A 24132-nucleotide genomic window follows, 5' to 3' on the forward strand; every position below is an offset into this window, starting at 1 on the left:
GTCAGTTCATCTTCCTCTTTATTAAGAAGGTTACTAGCCATCCGATACGCTGCTGAAATTAACCCTTTCAGGTACATCCGTTTGACTTCATTCATGATTTTTAACCTCCAAATTTAACTTAATTGAGATTGTGTTAAGTCTCTTTTTCACCCGAACGTCTTGACTGCTCCGGGATGTCGATGTTTCCTGCCAACACCTCATGTGTAGTCCAACGTGTTTTGCATTCATTGCACTCTCTTCGTCTTCTGGTAACCACTTTTTGAGGACTTACGAGCCGCTTATCTTTAACGGTGCTGCTTCTGCTCTCGCAGTTTGGACAAATCATCTGTGGACACTTCCTTTTCGACGTCTCTCCAATCCTCGTGTTTGAACTACCATGATTGAATCAGGTCGCCTCATTTCTTTCTTGTACCGATCTCGAGCTTTTTCCATCACCTTGTCCAATACTGCCTGACTCCTCTTGGGTCCAATGCCGTTGACTTCTTTCATCGCTTCCTCAAAAAAGCTCCATGTATCTTGATAGCCGATTAAAATGCCCTCTTCTTCCTTTTTTCTGAGCTTTTTCTCAAGACTCATTTGTTCAACCTCTCCCACATGGTCGGCGGCAACTTTCCTGCGGTGGCCATTATCATTTCATAAAGTGGGAGGTCTAAAATGTTAGCATTCAATTTATCCTCGACGCCGTTCCATTCAAGGATTTGCCACAAACTTAAATTCTTATCTCTCAACGTCCGCATAGCCTTTTCCCAAGCTTGTATATGTGGTCCGTGATAGTCGTACAAGGTCTCCCATTTCACACGATCGATTTCTAGGCAGCACTGCCACATATCATTTACGACATCGACTGTGGCACCTTGGGCTCCTGCCTGCCAGAGTCGCTGCGGAAAGATGTGCTTTGCCAGAGCTTCCTCACTGAACTCAAGAAGGAATGGCGGCATGATGTAACCAACGGGCAGAAGTGAACGCGCTGCTTGTAGTTGTTCTGAAGGAGTATCTCCATCACGACTCGTAAGTTCAGCGGCCTTTCGAATTAATGGCATAGCTGCCTGAACATAGATATCTCGTTGCTTTGCTTCAACAGGAACTTCATATCCCCACGGGAGATTTGCCCTCTGACCGCCTGCGATTCGTCCTGTTCGACCTACGCTGTATGTGATTAGGTGGTCGTATACGGGTTTCCCAACTCCAATGAATAGAAACATGATACTTTCGCCACGAATTGGTTCGTATGAATGTCCAGCCTTCACCATGTTGTTGAGGAAACGGCCTCTATTGTCCATGTCATCGTATTTACTCAAATAGAGCGCAGCTTTGAATGCCGAAAATACTCTGTCTGTATCGGTTGATCTGATTGCGATCACTCTTCCATGTTGAACTGGATTTATAAATCTCTCGGAATAAAGATGTATCAATGACGCTTCCAGTCTGTCTAGAAGGAGTGAGGCCCACTCCCCAAAATACACCCGACCTGTCTTAGTCAAATCATTCCTGTCAACCTGGAACATTCACGCTCTCCTCCATTTTCCGAACAATGTCGCTGATGTTATCTACCAACTGCTGACGCATCTTAACGAGTGCATCAAGAGCTCCTATTACATCAGCACGCACTTCCACAATGTCTATTAGCTTGCTACAAGCATGTTCTACTCTTCCGTAATAGCCGACATCCTTCCACTCATACCGATCCGCCACACCCTCTTTGGTAGACTTGATCAGCTTTCGTTCCTCTATGATGATGTTGTGGCTGCCATCATTGGTTAGGCGGAAGTCTTCGTTGATGTAAATCTCCATCTGCTGTCACCCTTTCCGAGAGTGGAGCCCCGATTAGAAGGGCTCCTTTTCTTCAGCTGCTTGCTTGGCTGCTTCAAACTCTTCAGCTGTGCGATCCGCGCCAGTCAATTCCACGATCCCATCTGATCCAGTCTGGTATGGAATGCCTTCACGAACCTCGTCGATGTTCATCTGACCATCCTCTACCCCTTCCTCGTCTGGTTCACAGTATTCTGCATTCAACTCGATAACTTCTAATCCAACTAAGCGCTGGATTTGTATCCATTTCTCTTCTTTGATGTCCTTTTCAATGTCGATTGTCACAACGATCTTCTTTTGCTGGTTGTTGATCGTCCGGATAGCAGCCTTTTGCTCCACTTTGGTATTCGGCTTAGCCTGTTCACCGAATGTTAGAAGAGCAATGCTGTTCTTTTTCAGCTCGGCCAGAATGTTCAATTGCTCATCTTCAGTATCTAAGTCCAGATGAATTGTCAGGACACGTTTTTTCAGCTGATTTTCAGCCTTCACCATTTTTGCTAGTACGGTTGTTTGCATCAGTCACACACTCCTATTTCTTTGATTTTTTCGTAACTGGATTTTTCATTGCGCCAATCACTTCTCGCTGATGTGATACAAGTTTCTCTTGGTTGAAATATCCTCTGACTATTTGAGCAACGGTGAATGCATCACGAACGTTGTCCGATTTGTTTTCGTATCCATATCGCTTGAACAGCCCCAGAGCAACTTCGGTTTTATCTGCTGTGCCTTTACCGGTGGCGAATTTCTTTACTTGAGTTGGTGCTGGTTCAATGTAATGAATGCCTTTTTTGAATAAGGCGATTCGAAGGGCCCAACCAAGTCCATATTGAAAGTCAACACCTTGACCTTTAGAGCCAAAAGAGAATCCCTCTATCCCCACTCGATCGCCAGGTTGTATCTTAGATACGATGTAATCAATAAGCGACGACATACGCTGTGGATCTGTACCTTCTTTGGTTACTTCTTCAGACTCAATCACTGCCCCATCTTCATCCAAAATTACTAACCCCGTTTTTGTTGATGGGTCTATTCCCACGTATCTTTCCACGTTTTTTCCTCCTCACCTTGATGACCGTAATCTCTGTAAGCCGCTTGCCCTTGCACTCGATCATTCCGCGTTCCCGGTAGTCTTCCAGCCTGGCCTGAACCTGCTCGTCATCGGAGAAGTACACTCCTTTGATCAGGTCTCCGAAGAAAATTTCCCCGCGCTCCTCGATCCGTCTCAACAGTGGGCAGTGGCGTTTTCTCATGTCACTTCAATGCTGTTCAATTTAAGCAATTCAAGGTAGTGTTCTTCTCTTGCTTCAGCTGCTCTAAGTGCACTATTTGCGCGGTTTAAATGGTTTTGAAGACTTTGAATCTCTTTGTATTTATCTTGAAGTGCTTTTCTCAAAACTGATATGGCTGGCGAGTCTTCTGGGGCTTTCTCAGCTCCATTCGTCCAAGGATCTCGTGGTGCTATTGAGATGTAATCACTAGAGTTAATCGGGCGCTTGATTCCCTTCAGGTTGTGCTGCTTCTTCCATTCGGTTAGTGTTCTCATGCCATACTGCTTGGCAATCTGTACGTCGTTTAAATTCTTGTCTTTCAGGTCCAAATAAATTTCAGGCGTTAGGGTGCTTAGCTGTTTGTTCATTACGATCCCTCCCCGACCGATTTTTTCCATGATTTTAGCTCGTTTGAATCTTTTGTAGGTGATTGCACCAGCTTGTCCAGTAACAGTGTGATTTCATGGTTTAAAACGCCCAAATCACTATGTTTGGCACTCAATCAACTGGCTGCTTCCTAACCATCACGAAATGTCCATTCTCAATCCGCTCGACATAGAAGCGATCGCTGTAACCATATTTGAGCCAGTGTGCTTCAAGTTCGTCACGTTTTTGTTTCGGGTCTGTTATCTGCAGCAGCCGTTCTGGAATGGGTATCCTCGTTGGCACATTGCTGATTAATCGTCTTTGATTCGATTTTTTAGAAGCCATGGCTTTCCTGAACCTGGATGTTCAGCTCGTCCTTTGTTTTTGAATTGCCTTTTCTCTGTGTATAAACCTCAGAGATGCGTTGGATGGGTTTATCGAACTTGATCAGGATATCGCGGCTACCCTTGCCACTCCTGCGCGTTTTTCGCTTCCGCAACCAGTGAGTTGCAACTGGATACTCAGCTTTGTCTTTGTTGTCTAAGACCTCTACGAACAATGCCAGATCCATGTCATTCAGTATCCGCCGCGCACCTTCGAGCTTTCGATCCTCGGTGAGTTGGGCAAGAATGATGACAACGCAATTGAGCATTTTTGCTAGTTTCTTGGATTCTTTTGCGATCCGCGCCAGTACCTGGTGCTCTTGGAGACCCTTTTTCATATCTCCGTCCGTTTCAAGTCGACCTATGTAGTCGATCACAAGAACATCCAGCTGTCCGTACCGGTGTTTAAACTTTCGAGCAAGCCCTTTTGATTGCCCAGCTGTCAATTCTGGGAGATCAGAAAGATAGATGTTTGACTGAGAGTAAAGGTTAAAAGCCTTTTCAAGACGCGCTTGCTTGTCCAATATCTCTCTCGGTTCCCCTGTAAGCTTCCCAGTAAAAACTTCTGTGAAAGGTATTCCTGAAAGGTTGGACACGACCCGGAAAACCAGTTCTTCTTCTTTCATTTCCGTGTTTTGGTAGTATGTTTTCTTTGCTTGGAAGACCGATGCGTATGTCGCAAGATTGACCGCGAGAGCCGTTTTACCATCGCCAGTCTCAGCTGCAATCAGGATTGCATCACCTGGTTGTGCTCCACCAGAAAGTGCCTCATCCACCCCTGGAAAACCATGTACTAATCCGTCAGCTGTCTTTGTCGAAAAGGATATTCCGATAGGTGATTGATTGCCTTGCCTTTCGTAGAACACTTCCATGGCTTTGATAGCCGCTTGCCTTGGTTCAATGATGTCTTTCTTGTCATCCCCGGAGTGAATCCCCATGATCTCCGTCTCTACCTCATCAACCAACTTTGAGGGGGGGATAGACGTATCAAACGCCATGCTTTGTAGCTTGTGACCGATCTTGTAGTATGTACGCCGCATGTGTAAGTCCTGGAATCGGTCTATCAAGTAGTTCACACGCTCTGCTGAGATAAATTGGTTCATTGCTTTTAGAATCACGTCTGTTACATCTTGATTGGTACTTTCTCTGACAGCAGATATGGGATCAGTTGGCTTCCCTTGCTCATCAAGCTTGATCAGAAACTCCAAAGCTTGGCCAATTTCCTTGTGATAAAAATGCTCTGGTTTAATCGCTGTTGTGATGTCAAAAAAGGATGCTTTGTTATGCAAGACAATGGCCAGGACTTCAAATTCTGTTTCGGTACAATGTGGTAGCTCTATGCTCAACACTATCCCTCCTAGAAAAGGGGTTCGTAATTCGTTGGTGGTGGTTCTTCAACAACCGGTTCCTTTGCAACATTCGCTGCTGGATCTGGTTCCGATTGGATGTAATCCGCATATTTCTCGTTTGGACCAAGGAATGTAGATGCATGCATGATGTATTCTGGTGATGTTCCGCGCTGTTTGCATGAAGCTGCGTAGCTTGTTGCCGCTTGGATCAGGGTATCTGGATCAACCTTTTCTTTTAAACGCGTTTTCCAGTTCTTGAATGCTTCTTTCTTGCCAATCTTTCTGGGATAGATTGACCAAAATCTCTCAAACTCTGGCGAATATCCAGAGACATTCTTTTTATTTATGTCTTTATCTATATCTAATTCTTTATCTATATCTGTTGCGTGACATTGCGTGACATGTCCCGGGACAGTCACGGGACAATCATCTGGTATTTCAGCGAGTAGCTTTTGTCGATCTCTTTGGCGCTGTTTCCTGAGCCGTTCTTGTTCTTTGATTCGCTCAAGACCATCAATGTTCTGATGCTTCTCCCAGTTGGATATGGTGATGACCCCATTCTCGATGTTGATCATTCCAAATTGTTCGAATGTGTTTAGAGCCAATCTGATGATGTTGATCGGTCTGTCAAAGATCGTGGCCAGCATTTCTTCTGAGTAAGGGATTCGCTCGTTAAGAATGATGCTGCCGCTTGCGTTCGCTTTTCCTGCTTGAACTAGCAACTGAATCCAGGTCAACAGGATGCTATCTGACTCAGGAAGTTGGCGAATGAGTTTGATCTTTTCGTCATCAAACATGGTTGTTGTAATCTTGATCCACTTGATGCTCATGCCTTCTCAACTCCTTGTGATACTGTGCGACCAGTCATCGCGCCACTGGAACCTCCAGCGTTTTGTTGGTATCTCTATGCACCAGCGTTAGGACATTGCCATTTCGTTTAACCCGGAGATAGTCAGCAACGCTCAAATTAGGCATTGCTTTCTGAACCTGCTTGATTTCGTTGACCGTCAACCGTTTGCCGTTCTTCATAAAGCTTCCCCCATTCGCTTCGCTACTTCATTGATTGCCTGTGTAGCTGTTTTGGCTTCAACATAGATGTCTGGTGCCATGAAGTAGTGGTTCTTTTTTGCGTAAAATCGGAGTGTTTTGCAACGGATTGAAATGTCTGGTTGGAATTGTGGAGAGCCATCCTCATAGACTCTCCCATAATCAATCCCTAGCCTTGTAGCGAGACGTTGGGCCTCAAGGTATGCAATCTGGTGTGGTAGCATTGTCATTCACTCTCCAGCCAGTTTTAGAAAGGCATATCATCGTCTGAGATGTGAATTGGCTTGCCTGCACTAGCGAATGGATCATCGAAAGGGTCAGATGTCTTTTCTGGTTTATCCTCACGTTGACCACTTTGCTCACCGCTGCGACCACCAAGGAACTTGAGGTTCTCAGCTACAACCTCCGTGACGTACACTTTTTTTCCTTCCTTGTTGTCATAACTGCGGGTCTGTATTCGTCCATCAATCGCACACTGGCGACCTTTTCGGAGGTACTCAGCTGCCAACTCAGCGAGCTTTTGCCAAGCAACAATGTTGATAAAGTCTGTTTCTTGCTTTTCGCTTCTCCGCGGTCGGTTGATCGCTATTGTGAAGGAGCAAACTGCCACGCCACTCTCTGTGTACCGAAGCTCAGGGTCTTTCGTGAGATTGCCAATGAGAATCGACTTATTCACTTGCTCCACCTCCAGCAGTTTCCTCAACATTCGCAGCATCTGCTTCAATATCAATGACCATGCCAGGCACTTCGCTCATGTCTTCTGAGATTTCGTTCTTCACTGTTTCGTCCATGACCAGGGCTTTTGCCATTTCTGCTGATTTTGGGGCATACTTCAGTACCTCTTTAAGAACCGTTTTCTTTGCCATTGCAACGAAGTCTGTTTTCCATGGGGTTGTCCAGCCCTTTTGATATGCCTGAGAGTATTTCTTTGCATGTGCGTCGATTTTCTTCGTTGACCAGACCACAAAGTCAAATCCGCCATTTTTCAATCTATACACTGCGTAGAAGTAAATTGGATCACCTTCAGGTTCATCTGCAGGCTTGTGATTTAAGGTCTTGTCTAGTCCATACGAGTAACTAAATTCATCGTTTTTGAATACTTCGTGTGCATAAATCGCTTGATATTCCCCAGTGCGATGTGCCAGGGAAATGATTCCCTTGTAGCCAACCTGAAATTGAGCTTCTTTGCCGTACGGAATCAGATAAGCTTCACCAAGTGGAGTATTTGGTTCTAACCCCAGCTGTGCGGATTGCATGACGCCAGCCAACAAGCTCATTTGATCACATGCCAGTAGCTTTGGATTTTGGCGAATGGACGTCATAGCGATACGAGCTAACCGGTCGGATGTGAGGTGTTTAGGTAAAGCCCGCGCGATCTCAGGCTCCATTCTTTTGAGTAGTGCCGATATCTGTTGATCTGGCTTAACTGGCTGTGTTTGTTGACCAGCTCGTTGTGCCAGCTTGTTTGACATGTCTTGTGGATTACCCAATGTAATGACCCCCTATATAGTTTTTGGTAGATAAAGCCGGGTATGTGCCTTTTTCACAAAGCTCATTGGCTTCTCGGCAATGACTGACCGTGTGACCTTCTTTTCGCCGATCCATCCGATGGCGTAATCCTGCATCGCGTTAAGAATCTTGTTTTGTGCCTCTGCTTTGATTAATTCGAATGCTTTGATTTGTGCTGTAGCTTCGTGATACTGCTTTACCCATTCCGCAGCTTCGTCCGGAAGAAAGATTTCTTGTCCGTTAGATTCTGGATACATTTCTTTGAGCAGCTGTGTTGTTGCCTCCGATCCGTCTACTGCAGGTGGAGTGTCATCTGTGACCATTTTCCAGAAGTCTTGTTCAATATTGATCAGGTATCCTATGACTTCTTCGTTTCGATCAATCCGTTTGTAACGGAAGTCATTACCGCCAATCAGTACAGCGATGTAGGCAAAATGTAGGCCAGTTACTGCTAGGTAATGCTGTACCTGCAAGTAATAGTGGTCTGGGATCTTTTCGTCTTCCCACTCAGCTGCAAGGTATTTATCCGCTGTCTTGCACTCCAGGACACCTTGTTCTCCGTCCATATGAATCAGTCTGTCAAGGTTTGCCAGCATGAACGGATGCTCCGGATGTTGTAGCATTTCGTGAACCGGTTCGATCTTTAGTCCAGTTCGTTCTGCAAATTCGTCAGCAACAACTGGCTCCAACTTTCTACCGAATCTTGCTGCCTGCGACTCTTCTTGCGAAGGTTCAAGCTTGCCCGTCTTCTCAAGCCAAACCACTACTGGAGATCGATATTTACTAAACCCAGCCACAGCTCCCGCGTCAGAACCACCAAGGCCCTTCCTGCGCCATTGCAGCCATTCCTGATGTGGCATGTTTTCTGTGGAGATTAATTTGAGGGCTGCGCCCATTTTGAATGCCTCCTCTCTAGACCGAGGTGTCCCCGCCCCTACCTCTGCGGGAACCATGTGTCTCCGTTGAACACGCCTGCTGTACCTCAATCATGTGGTTTCAACCACTTGCGGAAGCATCGAGCTATATGGAAGAACTGTGCGGGTTCTTTCTCGATGCCTCCACGCGAGGCCGAAGCCTGCGTTAATCTATTCACCAGCAGTAATTGTCACAGCACCCAGGTTTGTCAGCATGCAGCCACTGCAGCAAAATAAGTCTTCGCCTACTCTCCAAACCAGCTGCTTGTCATAAATCTCGCCGCCGCACTCTTCGCAGTGGTCTACAACCTTGGCTTCTTGAAGATCGGGTAGCCCTTCCGAGAATCGATCCATAATCAGGCTCCCTTCTCAAGCTTCTTGCCTGGTTTCCGACCACGTTTTTTACCTCTAATTGCTTCCGTGCATGCATCTGCGATCTCTGTCGCCATCTTCATTACAGTCGAAAGCCTTGTGTTTTGAAGAACGAAATACTCCATGAAACCACCAACGTTCACGATTCCTTTAACATGTGCATCTCCGATTCTTGGGAGGTCTTTCTGTACGCCGGCGCCTGGTCTTAATGCGCCGCATGCAACCTCAACCACACCAATTCTGGAGGATGATCCTAAACAAGCATCGATCGCCAAGACAAAGTGTTCTGGGTACTCATGGTGGATTTGATCAAGTGTTTCGTTGAGATTCATTGCATGAACAGGATCATCAATCGTCCCTAAAACATCGAATCCACGTTTTTTAAGTTCGGTCCCTACCAATGGCCCGAGAGAATCTCCGGTAGATCGGTCAGTTCCGACACCTACAAACAAAACCTTCTTACCTTTCGGAATCCTTTTTTTAATCTCTGCCGCTAATTCCATCGCTTTTGTATCCCCCTCTCGCCGTCTATTAGCGTGATATGGCTTGGATTGGTGTTTGACTGGTACAAACTACCTCAAGCTTGTTTTGAAAGGCTGTAAATCGTTTATAGAAGGTCGGGGTCATTAACCCTCGAATACTGGTAGTGCGTTTGTTTTTTCCTTTGCCAGAAGACCACTCAATATCACGCTGAATTTCTCTAACCACCCATTGCGAACCATAACGTCAATGCCATTCACTTTGCTTTTTAGTGTCGATTCTGCGTATGGCTTTCCTTTTGCTGCAATCTGCGCTTGATTCAATTTTTCACGTTCGTTTTTAACTTTCTGCGGAACATCAATGCCGTGTTGATCCTTCATGATGTCGTAAACTCTGTTGTAAATTTCGTTATGACCGATTCGGGTCCAACGTGCGTATTCGTTCACCAGGTCAACTACCTTCGCTGCATCAGGGATCGCTGTTAGATTGTCTGTCAGGGTATTCATGCCACTTTTTAATGACTGGATATCTTGGTCACGCCTTGCGTCTTCTTTTTCTCGAATAACTGCTTGCTGCGCTAGATAAGCCACCATTTCAAGTTGGGACATTTGAGGCGGTCTATGTTGGAGTTGCTCCCTCAATCGTTTGAACTCATCCAGAAACCTGATCTTCATTTTCATTGCTTCTGGTGTTACATAGGACATGGCCACCAGAGCGAAAGCATCCTCAGTCATGTTGAACTTTGTGTACCATTGCTTGTTTTGTTGATGCTGGTACTGGGTCTCTTGAAAGTTCAAGGCACCCCATTCTTGTTCGCCTGCTGCATTTAATTTTTCAATCTGGTTCTTGATGTCGTTGATTACGTTGAAATGTTCTTTACCAAACACTTCTGCCACTGTAAGGCTGTCCGTAATTGCTCTCCCGTTTTCGATAAAAACCAAGTCTTTCATTCTGCTTCCTCCTTAGTTCCGATTTGCGACAATTTTTGTTCCAACTTGCTTCCTAAACGGAACATGCTAAGTAAAAAAAATATCGTCAACACTTGTATCAAGAACATCTGCTATCTTCTTGGCGATTGCCAAAGAAGGAACCTTGCGCCCCACTTCAATGTTCGCGTAGTAAGCACGAGAGATATTGGCCTTTTTTGCCAGTTTCGCCTGTGTCCACTTCTTTTCTTTCCTACGCGAGATCAAGGCATAAAGCATATCCATCACCTCGTTGTTTCGACCTCTATAGACATCATAGTTCCTTTTAGGAAGCAAAGTCAATAATTGTAGAACAAAAAAATGTTCCCAATAGAACGCAAAAGTGATAATGTAAGATCAATAGGATAAAATGACTATAAGCAATGTTTTAATGGATGAAGACAATAGACAAAGCATGAGGTGCTGATTGAATGGCTACTTTCGCTGTAAGGTTCAAAGAGCTAAGGGAAGCAAAGGATTGGACTCAAGATGATGCTGCTAGGGAATTAGGCGTATCGAGATCCACCATTGGAGGATATGAGTCTCCTTCTAAATACAGGGTTCCTAGAGAGGAAATGCTCGTTAAGATTGCGGAGAAGTTTGGGGTTAGTATCGACTACCTTCTCGGCAAGACCGATGAAGATACTCAAGCTATTGTTGATGATATGGCCACATTCATGAAAGGATTGTCGCCTGATAAACGGAAAGAGTTTGAACAATATGTCAGGATTGCCATGAAGGGCTTCCAAAACTAAGAACACCCTACCGAAAATTGGTAGGGTGTTTCTCTATACTGCGCCAAAGTCACGCTTGAATGATTCCATCAATTCTTGAGCTTGTTCCATAGTATGAACTGATGCATAAGCTTGCAACAATTCCATGGTTTCTTTTGACAAGACCTGCTCTGTTTCCACCATGCTTTTCTCCATGATCGCACCCTCCGATAAGAACATCCGTTCTCTACTGCTGTGGTACAAGTATCTCATACGAATCGAATTTGTACAAGATATTCTATTCTAACTCTAGTATAAAGAAAATTAACCACTTACGGGGTTTGCCATAAATGGTTAATTTTATAAACTTTTATTATCCTCGTTCCCCGATGTCATAGGTAACGATAGGTGGTTTTTCTGGAGGTGGTGGAGCGACTTTTCCACGCTCACCAATATCAGCAGATGCTGAGACTGCACCAGTTAAAAGAAGAGCAACAGCAAAGACAGAAGCTAGAGCTTTTTTCATACTTGAACACCCCTTGGAATATTTTTACGATAATAGTCTTATTAACCCATGGGTGTCAAGGACTTTATTAGTAAACCTCTTCCAGCAGTTGCAGTCCTTTTTGATACTCTTGTGATGCTTTAGGCGCATATTGGAAAACTAATTTAACCCCTTGTAAAAATTGATTTTGAAGCTTTAATTCACGCGCGATTTGTACAGCCTCTATTGCCTGAGATAAACCTGTGTTATCTCCTTGTTTAATTTGCCACATAGCTTGTGCTAGTGAGAGATTAAGATAGTGCCTATCAAATATTACTTCTTTTCCTCGCATCTTCTCTAGTTGACAGATCTGCTCCGGAAACTCTTGAAAAAACTCAGCAATCATTTCGAAAAGATCATGTTTGACTAAGCAATCTAACAAGATTTCAATCCCTTCAACTGACTGGGCTTTGTTCTGTTTCATAAAGTCAAACATGTCTCTAATTTTACTTGTGTCACCTGCTGCAATTAAGGTTATGCACCTGTTTACGCTTGCTGCAAATCGATAAATTCCTGTGTTAATTGACTCATATTCTGATATGTAATCTAGCGACAGAGTATAGTTCCCCGTCTCTCTTGCGGCGATGGCCATTTTGATTAAAGCATCACCTACATAACTCTCTTGATTTGCACTCTTTGCTAGAGTGACTAATTTTTCTCCGTATTTAATAACATGATCCCATTTGTTTTTCAATCTAAAGGCACAAATAACCCGATAATAAGCTTCTAGTACAGCATCATCATGTAAAAAGTCTAGGTACTCACACAAGCGAATTGCAGCTTCTTCGAACAAATCCGTATTGAGTACACGTACAATCATCATACGATTGTAATAAGACATAGCTAAGTGTTGGGCGATTCTATCTCGCTCATGCAAGATAACCAAATCGTAGCATTCAAGCGCGTGAGTAGTTAGGCCATCCTGGTGTAAGCCTACACCAATTTCATAGATATTTGGCAGATACCCACCAACTTCAAGCATACGAGTAATTGCTTTATCTGCATGTAAATCAAGTCCTTGCTTCTTGCAATGTAAAACAAATTCCTCAAGGCGTTTCCTTGGTTTCTTTCCTTCACGTGCAAAACAGTCTTCTAGGTACATGTCATAGTAATGACCAATTGGCTGAGATAAAACGCTAGTTAGTTGATCCAATAAAGTTAAAGGCATGGATTTCTCGCCTAATACTTGTGTCAAGAACGCGCTTGATTTTCCAACTGCTTTTGCAGCCTCAACTTGCTTTATTCCCTTAGCTTTTAAGTCTTCTGCTAAAACAGAACCTAAAGTGAAAGCCACAAGAATCCCCCCAGGAATGCACATAAGTGCTTTTTGTCTATGTGGGCACGCCATATTTTGCGAGTGAACTTTCTGACAAAAATGATTTTATCACGTTCGTTATATCAAGTAAACAAAAAATACCACCTTAAACTACGTTCGTCCGAACAAACGTAGAAAAGATGGTTTTTAATACAACATTTACTCAATGGGTTTTTATGAGTTTTTTTACTTCAGCAATCCTTCTTGCTGACACATCAACGGTTCTGTTTTGGGGATCATGATGAAATGTTAAAGTGTTTGAGAGTGGATCTAAACGGTCTACTCGAGCGATATTGGCTAGCGTTGGTTTGTTTACTAATGAAAAACCCGATGGTTCAAGGAGTTTGGTATAAGTTTTTAGAGATACTGAAGAAATGTATTCAGACAGATATGTCACAACCCGACAGGTTCTCTCATCAAATTGAATGAATAGAATATCCCCTGCTGGAACGTAATGAATATCATCGCCTATAATCGGGACCAGTCTTGCTTGAGAAGTGTTCAGATGCTCAAAAGCAACTCTATCATTTAAGTTGCGAACACTTGAATCCAATACGTCCTCAACGTAAAGACGATCCTTATCTAGAATTTCAGTAATTCCTATCGAGTAACATTGTTCTAAGTTTAATCCGTTTGTATCCATGGTTACGATTAAAGCAGGTTGTAAATGCCCCTTTTCTCGAGCAACCTTTAGAGCTGTTAATCCATCCATTTGACCTGCACCAAGATAAACATCGATTATAAAAGCGTTATATTCATTGCTTTTTTGTTCAAGAACCTCCAAGAACTCTGCTGCCGTTGAAACTATATTAATGGTTTCTATTCCCAAACGCGTAAGCATTCTTGTCATTAGCTGTTGGTGCGCCTCGGTGTCTTCGACCATCAAAACTCGAAGTTGACGAAACATAAAATCACCACTTTATTAGAGTTTTATTTATTATTATCTCAAGAAAAACCTACTTTGTGATTATCTAAAGTCAATTTTTAGTCTATTTTACCACGTTCATTTTCACAAGCGTATAAAAAGTGGTAAAATACACCTATCTTAAAAAAGACATCTTGGAGGAATCATGCCGTACAAAGCCGGGCGCTGTCGGCTGGGGCAGATCCTCAAAGCTCGAAGGATGAAGGTAGTCGAACTTGGTGAGATGTTGAACATTAATCCAAGTCAATTACGCGATTACATCCATGGTCGAAAACCAACCATGTCACTCAATGTGGCTATGACAATCGCATCGGCCCTAAATATTCGCATAGAAGAGCTTTACGAGTGGGATTATGTCAGCCCTGAAGACCGAACAAGGCGCACAAAAAAAGAGTAGGAATAGCCTACTCCCGGCAAAAAGCGTGCTATTTAGCTCGCTTGTGTGAACCAAATTCGCTCCCCCCCCCTTCCCCCCAAAACACCGCATCCAATCAATCCACAGGCATGAAAAAAGACCAGCCAAAAGACTGGTCCTGAACCATCAAATATGAGTTATCCACAAGGTTAGCGAAAATTTGCGACTATCCACATGTGGACAATTCTAGCAACCTCATGCTAAACTACTGACAGAAAGATTTGGAAAATAAAATAAGATCGGGAATCTAAGAGAGTTGCAGCTCTCATTGATTTTAATCCAGAATCACCGACTGGTACTCGGGTATCTGAACGCTCCGATCTTTCGTCATTATAACCCGATTTGGGCTATGCAATCAAGGCGAAAGTGTCGGTATTGTTTGTCAAACATCGACATTCATAGCGCTCTGTTACCGTCCAGTCGGATTGGTGCAGAGCGCTTTTTAGTTTCCCGACATAATAAAATGAACCGCAGAAAAGGAAAAAGCCCGGTGTTGGTAGCACCGGACCCGAACAAAAACTCAATCACTCAAATTGTTGCCTTCATTATATCGCGAAAAAAGCGAGCATGCAAGGTCTAGTTTCCTATTGCCCCGATTGAGTTTCAGTTCGCTTCTTCCTTCCCTGCTGGGAGGAGAATACATATGCATACGATCAGTATTGATCAGTCGTTGGCTACCTTCGCCAGCGTTTCTGACATGGACAAGACTGTCCGCCAGTTCCTGTATACGCATGGGCATAAGCTTACTGATTCAGCTACTCAGCTCCTAAAGAGACTAGCTCGGTACAGCTGCAAAGTTGTTGGAGTCTCCTGGCCGGAGGCTGAGACACTTGCACCCAAGCTCGGGATATCTGTGCGGACTTTTTGGCGTGCTGTGAAGCAACTCGAGTCATTTGGAATCATCAGCCGCATTACTCGTCGGAAAAAACGTGGTGAACGCAGCTCCAATATCTATCAGATCCGACCAATTGAGGACCTTCGTGAATTGCCTCAACCATCTGATGACACATTGCCTGTCACATTGCCATTGTCATGTTGTGATGAGTCTGAAACGCCTGATTACACTAGGGCTGATGACCAATTTTTGGAGTCTGAAACTAGGTTTTCTAAAACTTTGTCCTCTAAAGAATCAAAAGAGAAAGACGAAGTAAAACGTATTCCGACTCATCGTACTTGGAATCATGTTCCTAAAAATGTTCCTGAAGAATTTGCCTCCCCTATCATGAGAGACACCGCAGATGGGAAGATTGCTTTCAAGCTTTGGGGCAAGGCACTTCTGCTGGACAAGCTTTGTGGCTTCGCTTATGAAGATACAGTTTCAGAAATTGCAATCGATACATGGAAAAGAACACGACACCTCTTCAAAGAACGTGACTTTGACAGATTCTGTGGCCTCTTCTACGGTGCTTTGAAACGCGTTACTGTTGAGAAGTATCCTGGGCTGAATAGCGTTCTTTACAAGCGATAGTATAAACTTTGCCAATCGTGACAATCCTTATACCATGAAAACCATTCGGAAGGTTGCGGATAGTATGACAAAGTGTGTTCTTTGTGGTGACAAAACTTCTAGCAAAGGCTATGAGGAACGCGGTGGGCAATGCCTCCCTTGTCAGAAGACGATGAAAAAGATGGTTGCTTGGCTGAAGAAGCAAGCCTAATCCAGAAACATGTACTGGACCTCTTTGTTGTCTACGATGACAGGAGATACCCGGTATTTTGGATTCTTGTTGTGCTTATCTTGGATGTATTTCACATAGTCCTGGGAATTTACACATGAGTTGATCATGATCTCTGCCAAGCTTGTTTTAGTCATGCCGCAGCTAGTGGCCAACATAACGAGTTTGTCGTGAGTGTCTTTGGAAAGAGATGAATTCACGCGGACTTTTTTATCTGATCTTACTTTTCTTACAGGTATGGGTTGGGCCTTCCCTACTCTAATCTCCATCGAAAAAAGCACCCCTCTTTGGTCGTTATCTCAGGAACACTGTAACGGGTTTACTCTGTTCATCTGTTTCTGTGTAACACATTTACTGTGACCATATGTGGATTAGGACTTGCGTAGAACAAAAAAATCCCGCCCACTGCTGGACGGGAAGGGATGGAAGTTTGACGAACTTCATTTCACCTTGCGATCTCAATAATGATCGTGCTTGTGCACGGTCTGGACATAATATCATACTGCTTTACGTGTGAACAGATCAGAGATATTTCGGAACTGAAAGACACTGAACGGTAGTCCGTCTGTTACTGGGATACGGTAATCCGTGAGGATAATCAGCAAGGGAAATACAGCTTTGTCGGACTTCTGCCATGGCTCCTTAACGATGTCACCCCTGTGGTAAAGAGTCCGGTATCGAGCGAACTTATCGGCCCATACGGATGGTGTGAATTGGTTTCGTTGGACCTCGATAAACATCGGCTTACCCCAGAGTGCGAATATGTCAGGTTCAGGCATGCCCTTGCCATATTTCGGCTCTGGCACGAACAGTTCAGGCTTTTTCAGCTGCGCCATCTGGTGAAAGACAGAGGCAATTTCTAAGTAATGCGGGATCTTCTGCGAATCTCGTTTGATGGGCGAAGGTTTCACTGCGTACACGTATGGGGTGTGATTGGTGATGACTTCGACCTCTCCTCGATCACGTAGCCGGCGCAGTACTCGATTAGCTGCGTTCACGCCATCTTTGATGCTTTGAAAGTGCAGTTGTATGATGTCGTCACGGGATAGGCAACGGAAACGTTCAAGGTCCTTTAAGATGGCCCTATCGCGCGCCTGCATGTGGCGGCACCTCCTGATCCATTAGCGCGTTCAATAGCTCCCTCAGCTCGTTGCTCTCTTCTTCATTCAGCTCAACTGATTGCAGCTGATCCGCATTGATCAAAGGCAACAGTGGGACCTTCTTGAAATCAGAATATCGTTTCTTGACCTCTTCTATCTGTGCCCTGGCTTCTTTAGGGGATAGCCAAGGAGTCTGGACTTCTTTGAGCTCCGTTGCTTCTTTCACATAGCAACGACCTTTTGTGTTTATTTCAGCTGCAGCCTGTGTATTCAAGAACAGGCGACTGTTCAAATCATCGCTCATTCGATAAGCAATCCGGACGTTCAAATTGTTCTTGAGTTTGCCGTCCATGACTTCACGATCGACACGCTGCTGAGAAAGGACCAGGAAGATACCAAAGCTACGGCCTAGCTGCCCTACTTCTTCCAGGATGGCGTGCGCTGCTGTCTCCCCTTCAAGGCTGGCTACTTCATCAATGCATACAACGACGTTCGGTATTCGCTCACCAGTCAGCTCCTCATATTCGTCAAAGTCTACTGCGCCAACGGAATGGAACAACTCCTGCCGGTGAAGAAGGATTTCCTGAACCTCTGACAGCATAGCAACCACCTCGCTACGCCGCACAGAAACGCTCCCCTCAACGTGCGGAACACCCCGGTATATTTCAAACTCTGTCATCTTCAAATCGCCCAGAAACAGTCTCAGACGATCTGGTGAGTATGTTTGTAGCCAAGTATTGAGAATGCACCGTATCCCTGTCGACTTCCCCCAGCCTGTGACGCCAACTAACCCGATATGTGGTGCCTGCTTGAGATCCGCTGCTACGCTGCCGTTGTATGCCTCGCCAATGTATAGGGCGAATCCCCCAGCTTTTTTCATGGCAGCCTGCGCTCTTTCCAGGCTGTAGTCAATCTTTGCTGGCAATCGTTTTGGGATCAGTAAGCGAAACCGACCTGCCTTGTCATTCTTCAGCTCAGCAGTTGGGCCAAACATGCTTTGGAACACCCATGAACTCCGTTCAATTATTGCTGGGTCCATGCCGATCGGTAGATGAAGGTTCACTGTGGTGCAGTTGCCAGCGATGGCTACGCGCTCAATTGTTGGGAAAATACGGAACGGTTTGATCTTGCCATCTCCCAGATCGCGACGCTGTTTCTCTACATATATCCCTGCCTCGATAAACGCCCTTACCAGGCGTTCTTTGACCTTTGCCCTATCATTCACCCAGCCCGGCACTTTCAGCGCACAATAGGTCAACACACAGGATGTGGCGATGCCTTTGGCAAGGACATACAAACCATCAGCAAGCCGCGCGCTCGGCAATCCTCCAAACAAGGAAACGCCGAATAGATCGATTACCATGTCACGTACAAAGTCTTGAAGTCGGTCATCTAGGGCTGTTGCCAAACCATGCAAAACGTTCATACAATTCCGCCCCTTTCTTCGACAGAGCTTCGCGCTTCGCTTTGCTCATCGCTTTCGCTCTTAACAAAACTTACTTTCCACATCGCAATGCGACTTCTCAGTAGGATAGCGCACTAGGGCTATGTCGGTAGTTATGTTGGTTGCTGGTGCGGTAGCTAGTGTAGTAAAGGCTATGGGGTACGGATTGTCCAAGATTCCCAAAAAATCATCCAGGACTGGTTTAATTTGTGGGATGCTTGGACATAACTGGTGCTGAGGTGGTTTTATGAATTGGGAAAGCCTTGGTAAAAAGCGAACCCGTCTGGGCAAATGGCTGGATGATCGAGGGATATCGCAACAGTGGTTAATGAGAACCGCTGGAATCAGCAAGAATACAGCTGGGGATTTGGCGACTAAAAAGGAGTATTTGCCATCTGGCAGCACAATGAAGAAAGTTCTTCAGGCGCTGCGCAAAGTAGATCCTAATGTAAAACAACATGATTTTTGGAGTATGTAAAAACCCTGGGAATGGTTATCCACTCTCAGGGTTTTTACATTACTCTTTATCGTCAGCTAATACTAAAGTACGATCGTTTTTCGTTGTTACCATAATCGGTACAGGGGTGCGTACAAGAGGTGCATAGAAGTTGCCTTTTTCATCTATAAAAGGTGATGCAAACGATGTTGATAAGGACATTCTCTTGTTGACATTAATTAAATACTTCGCATCATAATTTGGCATGATCATTGTATCTATGCGATCATATAAAGAGTTTAGTTTTGACTCAAGTATAGTAATACGATCATCATGTTCGAGAATCATGTCTACGCTTTGTAACGCTGTGCTTTGATCAACACTGACACTGATTTCATTGAGGTTAGAAAGCCACTGACTTGGGGTGCAGTCGTTCTTTATAGCATCATGTAACAACTCGGCTTCTTCTTCAGCTGGATAATACCCACTGATGATCTCTAAAACGTCATAGTAGTCATTCAATATCTTGAGGGCTTCAGCATCAGAGTAACCATGATTCCTAGCTAAAGCATCTACAATTTTCTGATAGTATGGTGAAAGTTCAGCATACTTGAAATCATAACTCATGCTGGTGCCACCTCCCTTTATCTAATACATAATACTCAGATATTGTAAGAACTTCCCTTGCTATTAGACGGTTACAAAAAGCAATTTGTTGCCCTAGTTGTTTGTCATCAAGCAACTTGTTTCCTGGTGTTCTCATTATTGTATCACGAAATTGTTGTATAGTTCTTTCATTGGCTTGGAAATCGTCAATCACATCTGCAATCCTATTATCTGCCATGGGTCCAATAATAATATCAGGAGTGGATTCGTAATCAATTTCTTTAATTCTGTTGTCATGTATGAATTGTGCCCAAGGAATTGTTGAGGAAAGAAAGATTCTAAAAGTTGGATTTTGTTCTTCCACCTTAATATGATTAACTTTTATTTGAAGGACTAGTCCTTTTTGTTTTTTCCCTCGAGCGATAGATCGGTCTTCCTTTATTTTTCCCCATTGCTTAGCTTGTTCAATATCTATAGTAGTATAAAAAGCACTGCCAAAATCACGATTTTTGGGATAGAAACTATCATTATCAGAAATCAATTCTTTTTTGAAATCATCCAAGTTGTTGAAGGTTGTTCCATGGTAAACGAATTCTGGCATCTCAATTTCAGATGCATAAGACGTACGCTGAATAGACACCCGCATTTCTCCCCAGTCATCTTATATGATCAATTCTGTAGTCTCTTCTTCATTTCTTCTGGCAGCCGATCATCTACATACCGGTTGATGAAGTCATGACGTTTCTCCATGTTCTCTCGTTTCGAGAAAAACGACTTTATGTAACGCTCGGATTCTGGCAGTCTCCCCCACTCGTCCATAGCTTGTTTCCGCAGTTCCTTGGAAACCTCCAGCTCTAGGAGTCGCAAGTCAAACTGTGACGTACGTACGAATGCACGAACGTCCTGGCTAAGCTTATCTGTGCTGACCAGAGACTCAAGTTTCTTCTCCAGTTGGTTATTGGCTTCAGGTAATGCCTGCAATTGCTGACGGATCAGCTGCATCTCTTCTTTTGCTTCAGCCAGCTCACTCGCCAGCTGCTCATTGGTCGCAACAACCTCATGATAAGCACTCGTGATGTTCTGGATCATCTTCATAAACTCTTCTGGAGTGTCCGGAAGCACCAGGTCTTGCTGCTGCCTCTTCTCCAGGATTGCCGGGTCGATCTCAATCCTGTTGGCAAATTCTTCAACGACCTTCAGTGCAGCGTTGGTCATCTTCATTCGGTGAACATCCTTCAGCTCGATTAACCGTGTGATTGCCTCCACATCGATCTCTCTATATGCACGTTGGCCACGATCATCCTTCACGAATTTGTAGCCACTCTTCTCTAGCACTTCAGACCATCTATATACAGTTGTTGGTGTTGTATCAAGTTTTTCAGCTACCTGAGCAGTAAAATAGAAAATCTGTTGCAACCCAGTCACCCCCTACATGATAAATCTAGCACATACAGTACGAGTGTGTAAGATATTAAATTGAAATGTAATCGTACGTACGAGTATGAAAATCGGTCATACAGATTCATGCACATTGATAAAGGATAGAAATATCAAGTTATTGAGTCGCACAAATGTGATTTGTGATGCACTTTCGTGCGACGGAAAGTAAAGTCGTTTGAATGAATTATGTATGAATTTGTACGGATGTGTTGATGGGTCATACAGGTTCATGCAACTTAACTATTGCCAACTATTTCAGGTTGGTGTTAGTATTTACTTGTGCGACACAATCATGAAGTTAAATGCGAATCATAAATGAGATGGTGGAAGGGGAGCCCAATTTGTTTACGAAAGAAACCGTACGCTACATTTGCGAAAAGGTACTCAAGGATTCCGCTCTCGATGTTTTCTATATCATTTTCAATCACAAAATTGGCATTTCAAAAATCGCTATTTTGAAAGAATATCAGAGGCATCAGGATGTAGAGGAAGGGTCGAAGAAATTCCGCTATACAGTTGACGAGGCTGTTGCGCTGTTAATTGGTACAACATTTGTTGACTTTTATCCAGACGGAACCTCGTTAAAGTACCATCTGACGGATCACGGCGAAATGGCAGCTGAAGCCCTTGGAGATTTATTGGAGAATAATCCCGCGTTACTTGAAGAAAGCAAGGTAGTCAAGAAAATCATGGGAGGCGAGTGATTTGAGCAAGATGATGATCGACAATGTATGGATTTTGGAAAGCTTCATAAAACAGCGTAGCGCTGCTATCGGCACTCAGTTTGGATTCATCGGCATCGGGCAGGGCGGTAGTAAAATCGTCGATGCTTTTGCAGGTATCCGTAACTCTGTGAACAACGAACCGTGCTATCCAGTTCTTTGCTTCAATACGAACTTAGGTGATTTAGAAAGCCTGAAGAATGTGGATAAACACAATCGTGTAGCGCTGAAGGGGAAAGAGTTTGAGCGTGGTGCTGGGATGGTGCCAGAGAAGGGGCGCCAAGCTGTTGAGGCAAACGGCGAGGAAGTTTTTACAGCAATTCAAAGAACGATGAAAAATGCCGAAGTGGTATGCATTGTGGCATCGCTTGGTGGAGGTACTGGTACCGGAGCATTAAACATCATGATTGATGTTGTTGCTGACTATGTTGGTAAACCAGTGATTGCGATTGTCAGCTTGCCGAACCCGCATATTGATGAAAATATCAATGCGTATAATGCATTGAAAGAACTAACGCCAAAACTTGAAGAATTGAGAACTGACTCTGAGGGTAACGAGTATCGTGCGTTGGAAAGTTTAATCATCCTTGATAACAAAAAGATCATTGAAGATCATTTGGGCGATACTGAAGCAGCTGCAATTTCTTGGGATAGGTACTCAAACTACAAAGTTGCAAGCATTCTGCATGAATGGAATGTTGTGACTACTCTTGAATCAGATAAGAGTTTGGATGCTGAGGACTTCAAAAACAAGCTACTTCTAACCGGTGGCGTTCTAACTTTTGCTAAGAAGAAGATCAACATCCAGGACAACGATTTGAAGAGTGAAAGTGATCTCATCAATGAAATCGTCTCTACATACCGCGGTCGTAACGTTCTGGCAAATGGATTTGATTATGAAAACGATGCAAAGGCATTCGGTATCCATGTAGTGATGCCAAAGCATCGTGAGGATTTGTTGAATGCCAATACCTTGGAAAAGATTAATCGCAGGCTTCAAGAAGAGCTTCCAGGGGTTCCTGTCTACTACGGTCGTTCTACATGGGATTCAAGATATGCGCTTGTTTATACAATCACAAGCCTGCGTGGTTTGCCCGAACGGGCTCGTAAGTTGAAAGAAGAGTCTGAGGAACTGATCAGCCAGCAGAGAGAAAGAGAAAACAAGTCGTCTGGCTTTGGAATCGATGGCGAGTTGAGTGCTAATCCATTCAAACCATCTACAACGAGGAATCGATCTACATCTAGTGCACCTTCAAATCCTTTTGCGACAGCTAAAAAGGAAACGGCTGCTACAATCGACCAATCTAAGAACCCGTTCAAACGAAAATCTTGAACACTAACAAGATGTGCACCAAGAGAATGTAAAATCTCTTGGTGATTTTTATTTCAAAATGAGGAAGGAGCATTTGTATGTCAGTAGTAGCTTGTTTTGTTAATAATTCATTTGCAATTATTGCAACAGACACAAGAATTCAATTTGGAAAAGGAAAAGATGTTATCAACATAGAGCACAAGAAACTCCATAGCATTCCAGCTGGATGGGCAGCAGGTTGTGGATCTGTCAACGTAATTGAGGGATTTATTGAAGAATGCAAGCGCCTAAGTAGAATGGATTCAACTACGGTTCATGGAATTTTTACTTCATTACTGGTAGATGATTTGAATAAATATGGTAATGATTGGTCTGAGTTAATAAAACTTACGAAAGTTGCTCAATGCCTTGCTATAAAAGAAGAACATGGATCCTCAATGGTAATTAGGGTTACAGGTGAAGATTTAGATGGTTATATCGAAAAAGGGTATCCTTACGTTATTTGGCCAGCAGATATAGATATGAACACCATAGAAGAACTAAGCAAAGAGTTTGAGGAATATACGCGATTGAAGATAAAAGACGATTTAAGATATCTTCAATTCGCAGTTGCAATAATGGCTGGGATTATTTCCAAAGTATCTAGCTTATCCGATACAGTAAGCCCAGTATGTGATGCTGGTATTATTTATCGAACATCAACAGGAAGCTTAGAATTATTGCATATAAAGGGACATGTCAACGAACTACTTACTGAATTCAACAGTGAGCAAAGTGATTTTAGCCGTTTCTACACAACAGAAGACTAAATAAACACCCAATCGGGTGTTTTTATTTTTTCAAAAAACAACACTACTTAGCGTTTTTCTTTTATGATTATCGGGTATAGATTATCAAACGAACTGCGTGGGGTGGACATCATGAGTATTTGGGAGATAGTCTTAGCTTGTATAGTCGTTTCACTCTTTCTTTGGTCTATGAGTACACCTGAGCCATTAATCAACCACTTTTGGCGATGGCTA

At 43.8% G+C, this 24132-nt stretch carries 37 protein-coding genes; 7 read left to right on the top strand and 30 right to left on the bottom strand.

The features are described from left to right. Window positions 1-133: 133 nt before the first annotated feature. From C3B52_RS38320 to C3B52_RS33110, 20 genes are all read right to left on the bottom strand, one after another. A complete protein-coding gene (locus C3B52_RS38320; protein ID WP_373419755.1) occupies window positions 134-325 on the bottom strand; it encodes an NrdR family transcriptional regulator in 192 nt (63 codons plus the stop codon). Continuing rightward, window positions 322-576, bottom strand: a complete 255-nt coding sequence (locus C3B52_RS33030) for a hypothetical protein (protein ID WP_103110577.1) — start codon at window positions 574-576, stop codon at window positions 322-324. The genes C3B52_RS38320 and C3B52_RS33030 overlap by 4 nt, the downstream gene beginning before the upstream one ends. Beyond that, window positions 573-1505: a hypothetical protein gene (locus C3B52_RS33035; protein WP_103110578.1), complete on the bottom strand. Its 933-nt coding sequence runs from the start codon at window positions 1503-1505 to the stop codon at window positions 573-575. Before C3B52_RS33035 ends, C3B52_RS33030 begins: the two co-directional genes overlap by 4 nt. Continuing rightward, a complete protein-coding gene (locus C3B52_RS33040; protein WP_103110579.1) occupies window positions 1492-1791 on the bottom strand; it encodes a hypothetical protein in 300 nt (99 codons plus the stop codon). Before C3B52_RS33040 ends, C3B52_RS33035 begins: the two co-directional genes overlap by 14 nt. 33 nt (window positions 1792-1824) lie before the next feature. Further along, window positions 1825-2325, bottom strand: coding sequence for a hypothetical protein (locus C3B52_RS33045; RefSeq protein WP_103110580.1), 501 nt, complete (start codon window positions 2323-2325; stop codon window positions 1825-1827). Window positions 2326-2338: 13 nt separating this feature from the next. After that, window positions 2339-2857: a crossover junction endodeoxyribonuclease RuvC gene (locus tag C3B52_RS33050; RefSeq protein WP_103110581.1), complete on the bottom strand. Its 519-nt coding sequence runs from the start codon at window positions 2855-2857 to the stop codon at window positions 2339-2341. Beyond that, window positions 2799-3059, bottom strand: a complete 261-nt coding sequence (locus C3B52_RS36980; RefSeq protein ID WP_164685030.1) for a hypothetical protein — start codon at window positions 3057-3059, stop codon at window positions 2799-2801. Before C3B52_RS36980 ends, C3B52_RS33050 begins: the two co-directional genes overlap by 59 nt. Continuing rightward, the gene (locus C3B52_RS33055) at window positions 3056-3445 is read right to left on the bottom strand and encodes a hypothetical protein (RefSeq protein WP_103110582.1); all 390 of its coding nucleotides are present in this window, start codon (window positions 3443-3445) and stop codon (window positions 3056-3058) included. The genes C3B52_RS36980 and C3B52_RS33055 overlap by 4 nt, the downstream gene beginning before the upstream one ends. Before the next feature lie 130 nt (window positions 3446-3575). Continuing rightward, window positions 3576-3788 (bottom strand): hypothetical protein, encoded by a 213-nt coding sequence (locus C3B52_RS33060; RefSeq protein ID WP_103110583.1) that lies wholly within the window; start codon window positions 3786-3788, stop codon window positions 3576-3578. After that, the gene (locus C3B52_RS33065) at window positions 3778-5172 is read right to left on the bottom strand and encodes a replicative DNA helicase (protein ID WP_164685031.1); all 1395 of its coding nucleotides are present in this window, start codon (window positions 5170-5172) and stop codon (window positions 3778-3780) included. Before C3B52_RS33065 ends, C3B52_RS33060 begins: the two co-directional genes overlap by 11 nt. Window positions 5173-5183: 11 nt before the next feature. Then, window positions 5184-6005 (bottom strand): phage replisome organizer N-terminal domain-containing protein, encoded by an 822-nt coding sequence (locus tag C3B52_RS33070; RefSeq protein WP_103110585.1) that lies wholly within the window; start codon window positions 6003-6005, stop codon window positions 5184-5186. Between the two features lie 34 nt (window positions 6006-6039). Continuing rightward, complete coding sequence (locus C3B52_RS36985) at window positions 6040-6204, bottom strand: DUF6906 family protein (RefSeq protein ID WP_164685032.1); 165 nt, start codon at window positions 6202-6204, stop codon at window positions 6040-6042. Continuing rightward, window positions 6201-6446 carry a hypothetical protein gene (locus tag C3B52_RS33075; protein WP_103110586.1) on the bottom strand — a complete coding sequence of 82 codons (246 nt, stop codon included), beginning with the start codon at window positions 6444-6446 and terminating at the stop codon, window positions 6201-6203. The genes C3B52_RS36985 and C3B52_RS33075 overlap by 4 nt, the downstream gene beginning before the upstream one ends. 23 nt (window positions 6447-6469) lie before the next feature. Continuing rightward, a complete protein-coding gene (locus C3B52_RS33080; RefSeq protein WP_103110587.1) occupies window positions 6470-6898 on the bottom strand; it encodes a single-stranded DNA-binding protein in 429 nt (142 codons plus the stop codon). Continuing rightward, window positions 6891-7712 (bottom strand): recombinase RecT, encoded by an 822-nt coding sequence (locus tag C3B52_RS33085; RefSeq protein ID WP_235615934.1) that lies wholly within the window; start codon window positions 7710-7712, stop codon window positions 6891-6893. The genes C3B52_RS33080 and C3B52_RS33085 overlap by 8 nt, the downstream gene beginning before the upstream one ends. Window positions 7713-7724: 12 nt before the next feature. Further along, entirely contained in the window at window positions 7725-8627 is a 903-nt protein-coding gene (locus C3B52_RS33090) for a YqaJ viral recombinase family nuclease (protein ID WP_164685033.1), read from the bottom strand. Between the two features lie 189 nt (window positions 8628-8816). Then, window positions 8817-8999, bottom strand: a complete 183-nt coding sequence (locus C3B52_RS33095) for a hypothetical protein (RefSeq protein WP_103110589.1) — start codon at window positions 8997-8999, stop codon at window positions 8817-8819. A 2-nt stretch (window positions 9000-9001) separates the two neighbouring features. Further along, window positions 9002-9520: a spore protease YyaC gene (gene yyaC / locus C3B52_RS33100; RefSeq protein ID WP_103110590.1), complete on the bottom strand. Its 519-nt coding sequence runs from the start codon at window positions 9518-9520 to the stop codon at window positions 9002-9004. 123 nt (window positions 9521-9643) lie between these two features. After that, window positions 9644-10447, bottom strand: coding sequence for a Rha family transcriptional regulator (locus tag C3B52_RS33105; protein WP_103110591.1), 804 nt, complete (start codon window positions 10445-10447; stop codon window positions 9644-9646). Window positions 10448-10513: 66 nt separating this feature from the next. After that, entirely contained in the window at window positions 10514-10708 is a 195-nt protein-coding gene (locus C3B52_RS33110; protein WP_235615939.1) for a helix-turn-helix transcriptional regulator, read from the bottom strand. A 185-nt stretch (window positions 10709-10893) separates the two neighbouring features. Here C3B52_RS33110 and C3B52_RS33115 point away from each other — a divergent pair, with 185 nt between their 5' ends. Next, on the top strand, window positions 10894-11217 hold the full coding sequence (locus C3B52_RS33115; RefSeq protein ID WP_103110593.1) for a helix-turn-helix domain-containing protein: 324 nt from the start codon (window positions 10894-10896) through the stop codon (window positions 11215-11217). A gap of 33 nt (window positions 11218-11250) precedes the next feature. Here C3B52_RS33115 and C3B52_RS36990 read toward each other — a convergent pair whose 3' ends face one another. The 4 genes from C3B52_RS36990 to C3B52_RS33125 form a co-directional block, all read right to left on the bottom strand. After that, window positions 11251-11391, bottom strand: coding sequence for a hypothetical protein (locus tag C3B52_RS36990; protein ID WP_164685034.1), 141 nt, complete (start codon window positions 11389-11391; stop codon window positions 11251-11253). 157 nt (window positions 11392-11548) lie between these two features. Beyond that, on the bottom strand, window positions 11549-11701 hold the full coding sequence (locus C3B52_RS36995; RefSeq protein WP_164685035.1) for a hypothetical protein: 153 nt from the start codon (window positions 11699-11701) through the stop codon (window positions 11549-11551). 67 nt (window positions 11702-11768) lie between these two features. Beyond that, entirely contained in the window at window positions 11769-13013 is a 1245-nt protein-coding gene (locus tag C3B52_RS33120; protein WP_103110594.1) for a hypothetical protein, read from the bottom strand. A gap of 184 nt (window positions 13014-13197) precedes the next feature. Further along, the gene (locus tag C3B52_RS33125; RefSeq protein ID WP_103110595.1) at window positions 13198-13941 is read right to left on the bottom strand and encodes a LytR/AlgR family response regulator transcription factor; all 744 of its coding nucleotides are present in this window, start codon (window positions 13939-13941) and stop codon (window positions 13198-13200) included. Window positions 13942-14104: 163 nt separating this feature from the next. On the opposite strand from C3B52_RS33125, the gene C3B52_RS33130 reads away from it, so the two are divergent. Next, a complete protein-coding gene (locus C3B52_RS33130) occupies window positions 14105-14356 on the top strand; it encodes a helix-turn-helix domain-containing protein (protein WP_103110596.1) in 252 nt (83 codons plus the stop codon). A 661-nt stretch (window positions 14357-15017) separates the two neighbouring features. Beyond that, window positions 15018-15842 carry a helix-turn-helix domain-containing protein gene (locus tag C3B52_RS33135; protein ID WP_103110597.1) on the top strand — a complete coding sequence of 275 codons (825 nt, stop codon included), beginning with the start codon at window positions 15018-15020 and terminating at the stop codon, window positions 15840-15842. A 186-nt stretch (window positions 15843-16028) separates the two neighbouring features. On the opposite strand, the gene C3B52_RS37610 is transcribed toward C3B52_RS33135, so the two are convergent. The 3 genes from C3B52_RS37610 to C3B52_RS33150 form a co-directional block, all read right to left on the bottom strand. Then, window positions 16029-16187 (bottom strand): hypothetical protein, encoded by a 159-nt coding sequence (locus C3B52_RS37610; RefSeq protein ID WP_235615935.1) that lies wholly within the window; start codon window positions 16185-16187, stop codon window positions 16029-16031. Window positions 16188-16547: 360 nt separating this feature from the next. Further along, entirely contained in the window at window positions 16548-17150 is a 603-nt protein-coding gene (locus C3B52_RS33145) for a replication-relaxation family protein (RefSeq protein ID WP_103110599.1), read from the bottom strand. Continuing rightward, the gene (locus C3B52_RS33150; protein WP_103110600.1) at window positions 17134-18576 is read right to left on the bottom strand and encodes an FtsK/SpoIIIE domain-containing protein; all 1443 of its coding nucleotides are present in this window, start codon (window positions 18574-18576) and stop codon (window positions 17134-17136) included. The genes C3B52_RS33145 and C3B52_RS33150 overlap by 17 nt, the downstream gene beginning before the upstream one ends. A 265-nt stretch (window positions 18577-18841) precedes the next feature. On the opposite strand from C3B52_RS33150, the gene C3B52_RS33155 reads away from it, so the two are divergent. Further along, the gene (locus C3B52_RS33155; RefSeq protein ID WP_103110601.1) at window positions 18842-19072 is read left to right on the top strand and encodes a helix-turn-helix domain-containing protein; all 231 of its coding nucleotides are present in this window, start codon (window positions 18842-18844) and stop codon (window positions 19070-19072) included. 39 nt (window positions 19073-19111) lie between these two features. Here the strand turns inward: C3B52_RS33155 and C3B52_RS33160 are convergent, their stop codons facing one another. The 3 genes from C3B52_RS33160 to C3B52_RS33170 are packed head-to-tail and all read right to left on the bottom strand — an operon-like array spanning window position 19112 to window position 21052. Further along, window positions 19112-19657, bottom strand: a complete 546-nt coding sequence (locus C3B52_RS33160; protein ID WP_103110602.1) for a hypothetical protein — start codon at window positions 19655-19657, stop codon at window positions 19112-19114. Beyond that, entirely contained in the window at window positions 19647-20276 is a 630-nt protein-coding gene (locus C3B52_RS33165) for a DUF3990 domain-containing protein (protein WP_164685036.1), read from the bottom strand. The genes C3B52_RS33160 and C3B52_RS33165 overlap by 11 nt, the downstream gene beginning before the upstream one ends. 29 nt (window positions 20277-20305) lie before the next feature. Beyond that, window positions 20306-21052: a hypothetical protein gene (locus tag C3B52_RS33170; protein ID WP_103110604.1), complete on the bottom strand. Its 747-nt coding sequence runs from the start codon at window positions 21050-21052 to the stop codon at window positions 20306-20308. 365 nt (window positions 21053-21417) lie between these two features. Between C3B52_RS33170 and C3B52_RS33175 the strand changes: the two genes are divergently transcribed. The 3 genes from C3B52_RS33175 (at window position 21418) to C3B52_RS33185 (ending at window position 23919) form a co-directional block, all read left to right on the top strand. Continuing rightward, window positions 21418-21780 (top strand): hypothetical protein, encoded by a 363-nt coding sequence (locus C3B52_RS33175; RefSeq protein WP_103110605.1) that lies wholly within the window; start codon window positions 21418-21420, stop codon window positions 21778-21780. Window positions 21781-21790: 10 nt separating this feature from the next. After that, window positions 21791-23131, top strand: coding sequence for a tubulin-like doman-containing protein (locus C3B52_RS33180; RefSeq protein WP_235615940.1), 1341 nt, complete (start codon window positions 21791-21793; stop codon window positions 23129-23131). A gap of 77 nt (window positions 23132-23208) precedes the next feature. Then, window positions 23209-23919, top strand: coding sequence for a hypothetical protein (locus tag C3B52_RS33185; RefSeq protein ID WP_103110607.1), 711 nt, complete (start codon window positions 23209-23211; stop codon window positions 23917-23919). Window positions 23920-24132: the final 213 nt, after the last annotated feature.

Origin of the sequence: Brevibacillus reuszeri, from assembly GCF_002897295.1 — a bacterium.
Taxonomy (GTDB): Bacteria; Bacillota; Bacilli; order Brevibacillales; family Brevibacillaceae; genus Brevibacillus; species Brevibacillus reuszeri_A.

Bases quoted from the DNA above. Each gene is read 5' to 3' on its own strand.
- C3B52_RS38320 (WP_373419755.1), bottom strand. From the start codon at position 325: ATGATTTGTCCAAACTGCGAGAGCAGAAGCAGCACCGTTAAAGATAAG.
- C3B52_RS33030 (WP_103110577.1), bottom strand. From the start codon at position 576: ATGAGTCTTGAGAAAAAGCTCAGAAAAAAGGAAGAAGAGGGCATTTTA.
- C3B52_RS33035 (WP_103110578.1), bottom strand. From the start codon at position 1,505: ATGTTCCAGGTTGACAGGAATGATTTGACTAAGACAGGTCGGGTGTAT.
- C3B52_RS33040 (WP_103110579.1), bottom strand. From the start codon at position 1,791: ATGGAGATTTACATCAACGAAGACTTCCGCCTAACCAATGATGGCAGC.
- C3B52_RS33045 (WP_103110580.1), bottom strand. From the start codon at position 2,325: ATGCAAACAACCGTACTAGCAAAAATGGTGAAGGCTGAAAATCAGCTG.
- C3B52_RS36980 (WP_164685030.1), bottom strand. From the start codon at position 3,059: ATGAGAAAACGCCACTGCCCACTGTTGAGACGGATCGAGGAGCGCGGG.
- C3B52_RS33055 (WP_103110582.1), bottom strand. From the start codon at position 3,445: ATGAACAAACAGCTAAGCACCCTAACGCCTGAAATTTATTTGGACCTG.
- C3B52_RS33060 (WP_103110583.1), bottom strand. From the start codon at position 3,788: ATGGCTTCTAAAAAATCGAATCAAAGACGATTAATCAGCAATGTGCCA.
- C3B52_RS33070 (WP_103110585.1), bottom strand. From the start codon at position 6,005: ATGAGCATCAAGTGGATCAAGATTACAACAACCATGTTTGATGACGAA.
- C3B52_RS36985 (WP_164685032.1), bottom strand. From the start codon at position 6,204: ATGAAGAACGGCAAACGGTTGACGGTCAACGAAATCAAGCAGGTTCAG.
- C3B52_RS33075 (WP_103110586.1), bottom strand. From the start codon at position 6,446: ATGCTACCACACCAGATTGCATACCTTGAGGCCCAACGTCTCGCTACA.
- C3B52_RS33090 (WP_164685033.1), bottom strand. From the start codon at position 8,627: ATGGGCGCAGCCCTCAAATTAATCTCCACAGAAAACATGCCACATCAG.
- C3B52_RS33095 (WP_103110589.1), bottom strand. From the start codon at position 8,999: ATGGATCGATTCTCGGAAGGGCTACCCGATCTTCAAGAAGCCAAGGTT.
- yyaC (WP_103110590.1), bottom strand. From the start codon at position 9,520: ATGGAATTAGCGGCAGAGATTAAAAAAAGGATTCCGAAAGGTAAGAAG.
- C3B52_RS33105 (WP_103110591.1), bottom strand. From the start codon at position 10,447: ATGAAAGACTTGGTTTTTATCGAAAACGGGAGAGCAATTACGGACAGC.
- C3B52_RS33110 (WP_235615939.1), bottom strand. From the start codon at position 10,708: ATGGATATGCTTTATGCCTTGATCTCGCGTAGGAAAGAAAAGAAGTGG.
- C3B52_RS33115 (WP_103110593.1), top strand. From the start codon at position 10,894: ATGGCTACTTTCGCTGTAAGGTTCAAAGAGCTAAGGGAAGCAAAGGAT.
- C3B52_RS36990 (WP_164685034.1), bottom strand. From the start codon at position 11,391: ATGGAGAAAAGCATGGTGGAAACAGAGCAGGTCTTGTCAAAAGAAACC.
- C3B52_RS36995 (WP_164685035.1), bottom strand. From the start codon at position 11,701: ATGAAAAAAGCTCTAGCTTCTGTCTTTGCTGTTGCTCTTCTTTTAACT.
- C3B52_RS33125 (WP_103110595.1), bottom strand. From the start codon at position 13,941: ATGTTTCGTCAACTTCGAGTTTTGATGGTCGAAGACACCGAGGCGCAC.
- C3B52_RS33130 (WP_103110596.1), top strand. From the start codon at position 14,105: ATGCCGTACAAAGCCGGGCGCTGTCGGCTGGGGCAGATCCTCAAAGCT.
- C3B52_RS33135 (WP_103110597.1), top strand. From the start codon at position 15,018: ATGCATACGATCAGTATTGATCAGTCGTTGGCTACCTTCGCCAGCGTT.
- C3B52_RS37610 (WP_235615935.1), bottom strand. From the start codon at position 16,187: ATGACTAAAACAAGCTTGGCAGAGATCATGATCAACTCATGTGTAAAT.
- C3B52_RS33145 (WP_103110599.1), bottom strand. From the start codon at position 17,150: ATGCAGGCGCGCGATAGGGCCATCTTAAAGGACCTTGAACGTTTCCGT.
- C3B52_RS33150 (WP_103110600.1), bottom strand. From the start codon at position 18,576: ATGAACGTTTTGCATGGTTTGGCAACAGCCCTAGATGACCGACTTCAA.
- C3B52_RS33155 (WP_103110601.1), top strand. From the start codon at position 18,842: ATGAATTGGGAAAGCCTTGGTAAAAAGCGAACCCGTCTGGGCAAATGG.
- C3B52_RS33160 (WP_103110602.1), bottom strand. From the start codon at position 19,657: ATGAGTTATGATTTCAAGTATGCTGAACTTTCACCATACTATCAGAAA.
- C3B52_RS33180 (WP_235615940.1), top strand. From the start codon at position 21,791: ATGATGATCGACAATGTATGGATTTTGGAAAGCTTCATAAAACAGCGT.
- C3B52_RS33185 (WP_103110607.1), top strand. From the start codon at position 23,209: ATGTCAGTAGTAGCTTGTTTTGTTAATAATTCATTTGCAATTATTGCA.